This is a genomic window from Micromonospora sp. NPDC047465, assembly GCF_040643125.1.
Lineage (GTDB): Bacteria > Actinomycetota > Actinomycetes > Mycobacteriales > Micromonosporaceae > Micromonospora.
The window spans coordinates 84,665-91,809 of record NZ_JBEYTP010000030.1; the positions used below are offsets into that span (position 1 = coordinate 84,665).

The window sequence follows — 7,145 nt, forward strand, 5'->3', positions numbered from 1 at the left end:
GGCCTCACCTGCGGCGCCGACCTGCCCGGCCGTGGGACCGACCGCAGTGGCTGCTGCGGCGCTGGTAGCGTGTGTCGGCATTCCAGCCAGCCCGCCGCGGCGGAGTGTTTAGGAGCAACGCGTGGTCGTGATCCTCCCCGAGGTTTCCCGCACCCTCAACGAGTACCTGCTCGTGCCGAACCTCACCACCGAGGACTGCACCCCGGACAACGTCGACCTCTCCACGCCCATCGTGCGGCACCCGGTCGGCGGGTCCTCGCCGCTGCGCATCGCCGTACCGCTCGTCAGCGCGATCATGCAAGCGGTCTCCTCGCCCCGCCTCGCCATCGCGCTCGCGCAGACCGGCGGGCTGAGCTTCATCCACCAGAACCAGACCGTCGAGGCGCAGGCCGAGTCGGTCAGCGCGGTCAAGCGCCACAAGGCGGGCTTCCGGCACTCCGACATCAACACGAAGCCATCCGCGACGCTCGGCGAGGTCAGCCGCCTGCTCAAGGCCGCCGAACGGGACGTCGCGGTCGTCACCGACGACGGCACCTCGAGTGGCCTCTTCATCGGCCTGATCTCCACCGCCGACTTCCATCCCCAGCGTCACGACCTCAACGACACGGTCGAGTCCCGGATGCGCCCGGCCGACGGTCTGGTCACCGCGCCACCGACGATCTCGCTGTCCGACGCGAACACCCTCATCTGGGACCACCGCCTCGACCTGCTGCCGATCGTCACCGCCGACGGTCGCCTCGCCTCGATTGTGCTGCGCCGCGACTACGAGCTGCACAAACAGTTCCGCAACGAGTCCATCGACGGCGACAAGCGGTTCCGGGTCGGCGCCGGGATCAACACCCGCGACTACCGCGACCGGATCCCCGCCCTCGTCGAGGCCGGCGCGGACGTGCTGTGCATCGACTCCTCCGACGGCCACTCGGTCTGGCAGCAGAAGACGTTGCAGTACGCCGTTGGTGAGTTGAACGGCGCTGTCCCGGTCGGCGCAGGGAACGTCGTCGACGGCCGCGGATTCCGCTATCTCGCCGATGCCGGTGCCGCTTTCGTCAAGGTCGGTATCGGCGGCGGGTCGATCTGCATCACCCGCGACCAGAAAGGCATCGGCCGCGGGCAGGCTTCCGCACTCATCGACGTGGTTGCCGAACGCGACCGCTACGCAGAGGAAACCGGCATCTACGTGCCGATCTGCTGCGACGGCGGTCTCCTCGCCGACTACCACATGGCGATCGCCCTCGCCCTTGGCGCCGACTTCATCATGCTCGGGCGTTACTTCGCCCGATTCGACGAAAGCCCCTCCAACCTCGTCAATCTCGACGGGCAGCTGTTCAAGGAATACTGGGGTGAGGGCTCCCAACGGGCCCGGAACGTCGCCCGCTACGACCAGGGCGAGACCGAGCTGCCGTTCGAGGAAGGCGTCGACGGCTATGTGCCGTATGCCGGCAGCCTCTACCCCAACATTGCCCGTACGGTCGCGAAACTGCGCGCCACCATGGTCAGCTGCGGCGCCGTCACATTGCCGGACTTTCACCGCGACGCGGTGCTCGTCCAGGTGTCGCAGCAGAGCTACGAACAGAATGGCGCCGAGGTCCGGTTGCGCAGCGGCTCAGGCGGCAGCGGACAGTAGACGGCCGCTTCGTCATCCGCACAGGCGGCCTGACCTCTACATCCGCGTTCCCAGGCACGGCACCGCGCTTCATCCCCGTCCCGTCAACGCAATAGCGCCCGGTCCAATGCCCGGGGTGCGGCCCGGGCTCAGTCGTCGGCGGCCCCTGCACTGACGGGGTTGGCACGCGCAGCACACGGCGCAGCTGCGGGCCGCACCCGCAGGCCCGGACGCTCCGAGCGGGTCAGCTCGGCGAACCAGCGGCGGCCGGAGCGGAACACCTCGCCGACCGCCAACCCGGCCGCCGCCGCCGTGCCCGCGACCGCGCACGTGTCGAGCCACGCCCAGCGGAAGGCCGGGCCCCGGTGCCGGCCGGATGCCACGTGGACCTGCCCCTGCCAGGTGCCGGAGCCGGGCGGCTCCAGCTCGACCAGCACTGTCCCCGCCGGCCGCAGCAACGCCCGGCACCGGCGCAGCAGCGCGATCGGGTCGCCCCCGATGCCGATGTTCCCGTCCAGCAGCACCGCGTGTGCCCAGCGTCCCTCCGCCGGCAACGGGCCGAACAGGTCGGCCCGCACGGCGACCGCGCCCCGGGCCCGGGTCAGCGCCACCGCCCGGGCCGACACGTCCACCCCGAGGGTGGTCAGCCCGGCCACGGTCAGTGCCAGGGTCACCCGGCCCGGGCCGCAACCCAGGTCGAGGGTGGGACCGGTGCAGCGGGTGACCACCGCCGCCTCCGCCGTCCCGGCGGGCCCATGCCACCGGTGCACCGGCAGGCGGCGGCGCAGTCCGTCGGCGGGCACCAGCCAGTGCGCGTTGTCGCCCCGGTCGCGCAGGGCAGCGGCGAAACCGTCCCCGGTCACGCCCGCACCACCATGGCGCGGCGCACCGCCGCGACCTGGCGGGCGAAGCGGCCACCCGGGGCCGTCGCGGCCACCGCCCACGCGTCCGACCAGTCGTCCACGTCCCGCAGCACCGGCAGCGGCATCGTGCGCAGCCCTCGCCCGGTCAGCGCGGACCACGTCGACCTTCCGGTGCGTGGAGTGGACATCGGCACCCCGCGCAGCGCCACCGCCTGCCGCGGGTCGCGCAGCCCCAGCGCCCACCAGCCGCCGTCGGCGGCCCGTCCCAGCACCGCCTCGGCGTCCGCCAGCCGGCGTACGGCGGCGGCCAGCTGCGCCGGGGTCAGCTGCGGGGTGTCCATCCCGATCTGAAGCACCCGACGGCCGGGGAAAGCGTCGGCGACGTCGACGTGGGCGTTCGCGAGTCGGGCCGCGAAATCCACGCCCCGCTGCGGCAGGACCGGCCAACCGGCGACGGCGGCGGCCAGTTCGGCGGCGTCCTCGGCGTCGGTGAGGCGCCCGGCCAACGCCAGCACCGGCGTCACCCCGGGAGTGTCCCGGACGGCGTCCAGGGTGTCGCGCAGCGCGGCGGCGGCCAGCTGGGCGGCCTGGACCGGGGTCGCCGGTGGGCAGAGCCGGGTCTTGACCATGCCGGGCACGGGGGCCTTGGCGACCACCAGCAGCACGGTCACCGGGGGCGCTCCACGGTGCGCAGCACGGCTGCGAAGTCCCGGGTGGCGCGCAGGGTGCCCCGGAACGAGCCGGAGACCTTGGAGCGGGTGCCCGTGGCACGCGGGGCGTACGCGACGTCGAGTTCGTGGATGCGCCAGCCCGCGGCGGCGGCCCGGATCAGCAACTCCAGCGGGTAGCCGAAGGCCCGGTCGGTGACGCCGAGACCGAGCAACGCCTCCCGGCGGGCCACCCGCATCGGGCTGAGGTCGCGCAGCGGGACCCCCCGGTGCCGCAGCAGCGCGGCGACCAGCGCCGTTCCTGCCCGGGCGTGCCAGGGCCAGACCCCGACACGGACCGGCCGGCGACGGCCGACGGCCAGGTCGGCGTTCCCCCCGGCGACCGGGGCGACCAGGGCGGGCAGCTCCCGAGGGGAGAATGAGCCGTCGGCGTCCAGGACGCACACCAGTTCGGTCTCGGCGGCCTCGATCCCGGCGTGCACGGCCGCGCCGTACCCCCGACGGCGCTCATGGACCACCCGGGCGCCGTGCCGGGCGGCCACCTCGGCCGAGGCGTCTCGAGACCCGTTGTCCACCACGATCGCCCGGTATCCGGGCGGCAGCGCGGTCAGCACGGCGGGCAGCGCGGCGGCCTCGTCCAGGCACGGCAGCACCACGTCGATCGGTGTCGGCATACCCACGACGTTAGGTCCGCGCGGGGCCACCCGTTCCGCGTTCGGCCCTACGGAACGCCTACCGAACAGGCACTTCTTACCGTTCCGTGACGTAGCGGCGATTCGGCTGACAGGGGGCGGGGCAGGCCGTACCGTCCGGTCGACATGAGACCCGGTGCCACACTTTCCCGCTCGCCCGTTTCCGACCGCGTCCGGGCGCGCGACGGCGGCGACCTGGTCGTGCTGGGCGTCGAGGCGGCGCTGCTGGCCACGGCCGTGGTGATCGGCGCGGTGCTGAACCATCGGGGTGTGGGCCTGCACGCCGAGGCCGCCCCGCTCTACGCCACGTGGCGGCCGCACCTGGGCTGGGGCACCCCGGTCGCGCTGCTGGTCGCCGTGGCCGTGCTCGGGCCGGGGCTGCGGTGGGCCCGAGCGGCCCGGTGGGGTCCGCTGCTGTTCGCCGGCTACCTGGCGGCGGTGGCCTGGACGCTCGCCCTGGCGCTGGTGGACGGCTGGTCGGCCGGGCTCGCCCGGCGGCTCACTCCGCAGGCGGAGTACCTGCACGAGGTGCCGCGGGTCACCGATGTCGGGCGGATGCTGGTCGGCTTCACCGACCGGATCCTCGACTTCCAGCCGGACTCGTGGTCCACCCACACCGCCGGCCATCCGCCGGGAGCCCTGCTGTTCTTCGTCGGGCTGGACCGGATCGGCCTGGGCGGCGGAACGGCGGCGGCGTTGGCCTGCGTCCTGGTCGGCGCGACCGTGGCGGTGTCCGTGCCGGTCACGCTTCGGGCGCTGGGCGCAGGCGAGGCGGCTCGGGCGGTGCTGCCGTTCCTGGTGCTGCTGCCGGGGGCGGTCTGGGTGGGCGCCTCCGCCGACGGTGTCTTTACCGGTGTGGTCGCCGCCGGCTTGGCCCTGCTGGCGGTACGCGGGCCCGCGATCGCGCTGGCCGGCGGGCTGCTGCTCGGCTTCGCGCTCTACCTGTCGTACGGCTTCGTGCTGGTTGCGCCACTGGCCCTCGCGGTGCTGGCGTTGCGGCCGGCGCGCCGGCGCGGCGCGATGTTCGCCGGTGCGGCCGGGGTGGCCGCGGTGGTGGTGGTGTTCACCGTCGCCGGCTTTCAGTGGTGGCGGGGGTACGACCTGGTGGTGGAGCGTTACTACCAGGGCTGGGCGGCCGACCGCCCGTACGGCTACTGGGTCTGGGCGAACCTGGCGGCGCTGCTGCTCGCCGCCGGACCGGTGGCCGGGCCGGCGCTGCGCCGCGCACTGCTCGCGGCTCGGGCGGGCCGGGGGGCGGTGACACGGGTCGGAAGTGGTCCGTCGGCCCCGGTGGCCGGCGGCCCGGAACCGGGTGGTTCGGCGGTGCGCGGCCTCGTGCGGCACCACCGGCTCGTCGCGCTCGCGTGGCGGGTCCGGGGGCGCGGACCGACCGTGCTGCTGCCGGCCGCCGCCGCGCTGGCGGTGGCCGCCGCCGACCTGTCCGGGATGAGTAAGGCCGAGGTGGAGCGGATCTGGCTGCCGTTCGTGGTCTGGCTGCTGGTCGCCGTCGCGCACCTGCCCGCGCCGGCTCGTCGTTGGTGGCTGGCGGGGCAGGCGCTGACCGCCCTCGCCGTGAACCATCTGCTGTTCACCGTCTCCTGACCGAACGCCGGCCTCGTCGGGAGCGGGTGGGGCCGCGACCCGGGAGGGCCGGGGCGGTCCGCCGGCGGAGTCGCCGGGCGGGCCAGCGGGCGGCGGGTGCGGTGGTGTGGTCAGACCGCCACGGTGGCGGGCTCGCGCAGCGGATCGGTAGCGAAGGCGGTCACCCCGTCGACGAAGCCGACCCGGGCGGTGTAGCCGAGCAGTTCGCGTGCGCGAGCGGGGTCGGCCACGACGTGCCGCACGTCCGCGGCCCGGGCCCCGCCGACCACCACCGGCGCCGGCCCACCCATCGCCGAGGCCAGGGCGGCGGCCAGGTCGCCGACGGTGTGCGGCTCGCCGGAGCAGACGTTCACCGGCACCAGGCCGTCCGGCGCCGGCGCGGTCAGGGCCAGCAGGTTCGCCCGCGCCACGTCGGTGACGTGCACGAAGTCGCGCCGCTGCCGGCCGTCCTCGTAGACGCGCGGCGGCCGGCCGTCCGCCAGCGCCGACCGGAAGATCGACGCGACCCCGGCGTACGGGGTGTCGCGGGGCATCCGGGGACCGTAGACGTTGTGGTAACGCAGCGCCCACACCCCGCCCCCGGTCTGCCGACCCCAGGCGGCGGCCAGGTGCTCCTGCGCCAGCTTGCTGGCCGCGTACGTGCTGTGCGGCTCCAGCGGGGCGTCCTCGGGCACGAGCGCCGGGGTGAGGGTGCCGGTGCACTCCGGGCAGGTGGGGTCGTACCGGCCGGCGGCCAGGTCGGCCGGGCGCCGCGGGGCGGGCCGGACGACGCCGTGCCGGGCGCACTCGTAGCGCCCCTCGCCGTACACCACCATCGAGCTGGCCAGCACCAGGCGGGACACTCCGGCCCGGTGCATCGCGGCGAGCAGCACCGCCGTGCCGTAGTCGTTGTGGCTGGCGTAGTCGGGGGCGTCCGACGGGTCCAGCCCGTGTCCGACCATCGCCGCCTGGTGACAAACGGCGTCGACGCCGCTGAGCAGGTCGTCGAGCAGCCTCGGGTCCCGGACGTCCCCGACCACCGGGTCGTGCCGGCGGGACCATTCGGGAAGGGCGCCCCCGTGTGCCTGCGGCAGCAGCGCGTCCAGGCACACCACGTGGTGCCCCTCGGCGACGAGCAGGTCCGCGACCTGCGATCCGATGAATCCGGCGGCGCCGGTGACGAGTACGCGCATTCCCGTCACGCTAGTGCCTCGTCTTTGACCGTTGACCGGATAATCCGTCGATTCTGAAAATGTCGTACCCGTGGTGTTGGCTTCGGTTTGTGCCTCGTCGTCGGGATCCTGCTGCGCCGCCCGTGGTGCATCGAACCGCTCGTGTCGCGCTGCGGGTGACCCCCGCGCAGCGGCGACGGTGTTTCGGGCTGCTGCGCTCGGCCGGCGATGTGTGGGCCTGCGTGGTGGAGGTCAACGCGTGGCGGCGCCGCCGCCGGGATGCGCCGCTGGCGGGCTATCAGGAGTTGTGTCGCGAGTTGTCGGCGTCGAGTCCGGGCGCGTTCGCGGAGTTGGACTCGACTGGCGCGCGGTCGGTGTTACGGCGGTTCTCGGATGCGTGGTTTGCGGCGGCGAAACGCCGCAAGGCAGGCGACGCATCGGCACGGTTTCCGCGTCGGCGGCGGGGGTTGGTGCCGGTGCGCTGGTACTACGGCACGTTCACCCTCGACGGCCACCGCGTGCGCATCCCCACGACAAGAGGCACCCCGGCGTTGTGGATGCGCCTG

At 74.2% G+C, this 7,145-nt stretch carries 7 protein-coding genes; 3 read left to right on the forward strand and 4 right to left on the reverse strand.

Annotated features, from left to right (window positions below):
* Positions 1 to 121 precede the first annotated feature (121 nt).
* Entirely contained in the window at positions 122 to 1,624 is a 1,503-nt protein-coding gene (locus ABZ793_RS24520) for an IMP dehydrogenase (RefSeq protein WP_357461307.1), read from the forward strand.
* Between the two features lie 128 nt (positions 1,625 to 1,752).
* Here ABZ793_RS24520 and ABZ793_RS24525 read toward each other — a convergent pair whose 3' ends face one another.
* Genes ABZ793_RS24525 through ABZ793_RS24535 form a run of 3 tightly spaced genes read right to left on the reverse strand, consistent with a single transcriptional unit; the run spans position 1,753 to position 3,808 of the window.
* On the reverse strand, positions 1,753 to 2,466 hold the full coding sequence (locus tag ABZ793_RS24525; RefSeq protein WP_357461309.1) for a methyltransferase domain-containing protein: 714 nt from the start codon (positions 2,464 to 2,466) through the stop codon (positions 1,753 to 1,755).
* Positions 2,463 to 3,137: a DUF2064 domain-containing protein gene (locus ABZ793_RS24530; RefSeq protein ID WP_357461312.1), complete on the reverse strand. Its 675-nt coding sequence runs from the start codon at positions 3,135 to 3,137 to the stop codon at positions 2,463 to 2,465. The genes ABZ793_RS24525 and ABZ793_RS24530 overlap by 4 nt, the downstream gene beginning before the upstream one ends.
* Positions 3,134 to 3,808, reverse strand: a complete 675-nt coding sequence (locus ABZ793_RS24535; RefSeq protein WP_357461316.1) for a glycosyltransferase family 2 protein — start codon at positions 3,806 to 3,808, stop codon at positions 3,134 to 3,136. Before ABZ793_RS24535 ends, ABZ793_RS24530 begins: the two co-directional genes overlap by 4 nt.
* Before the next feature lie 219 nt (positions 3,809 to 4,027).
* Here ABZ793_RS24535 and ABZ793_RS24540 point away from each other — a divergent pair, with 219 nt between their 5' ends.
* On the forward strand, positions 4,028 to 5,428 hold the full coding sequence (locus tag ABZ793_RS24540) for a hypothetical protein (protein ID WP_357461328.1): 1,401 nt from the start codon (positions 4,028 to 4,030) through the stop codon (positions 5,426 to 5,428).
* A 110-nt stretch (positions 5,429 to 5,538) separates the two neighbouring features.
* Here ABZ793_RS24540 and ABZ793_RS24545 read toward each other — a convergent pair whose 3' ends face one another.
* Positions 5,539 to 6,600, reverse strand: a complete 1,062-nt coding sequence (locus ABZ793_RS24545) for an NAD-dependent epimerase/dehydratase family protein (protein WP_357461319.1) — start codon at positions 6,598 to 6,600, stop codon at positions 5,539 to 5,541.
* A gap of 155 nt (positions 6,601 to 6,755) precedes the next feature.
* On the opposite strand from ABZ793_RS24545, the gene ABZ793_RS24550 reads away from it, so the two are divergent.
* Positions 6,756 to 7,145 (forward strand): hypothetical protein (locus ABZ793_RS24550; protein ID WP_357461321.1); only part of this gene is annotated, 390 nt, incomplete at its 3' end.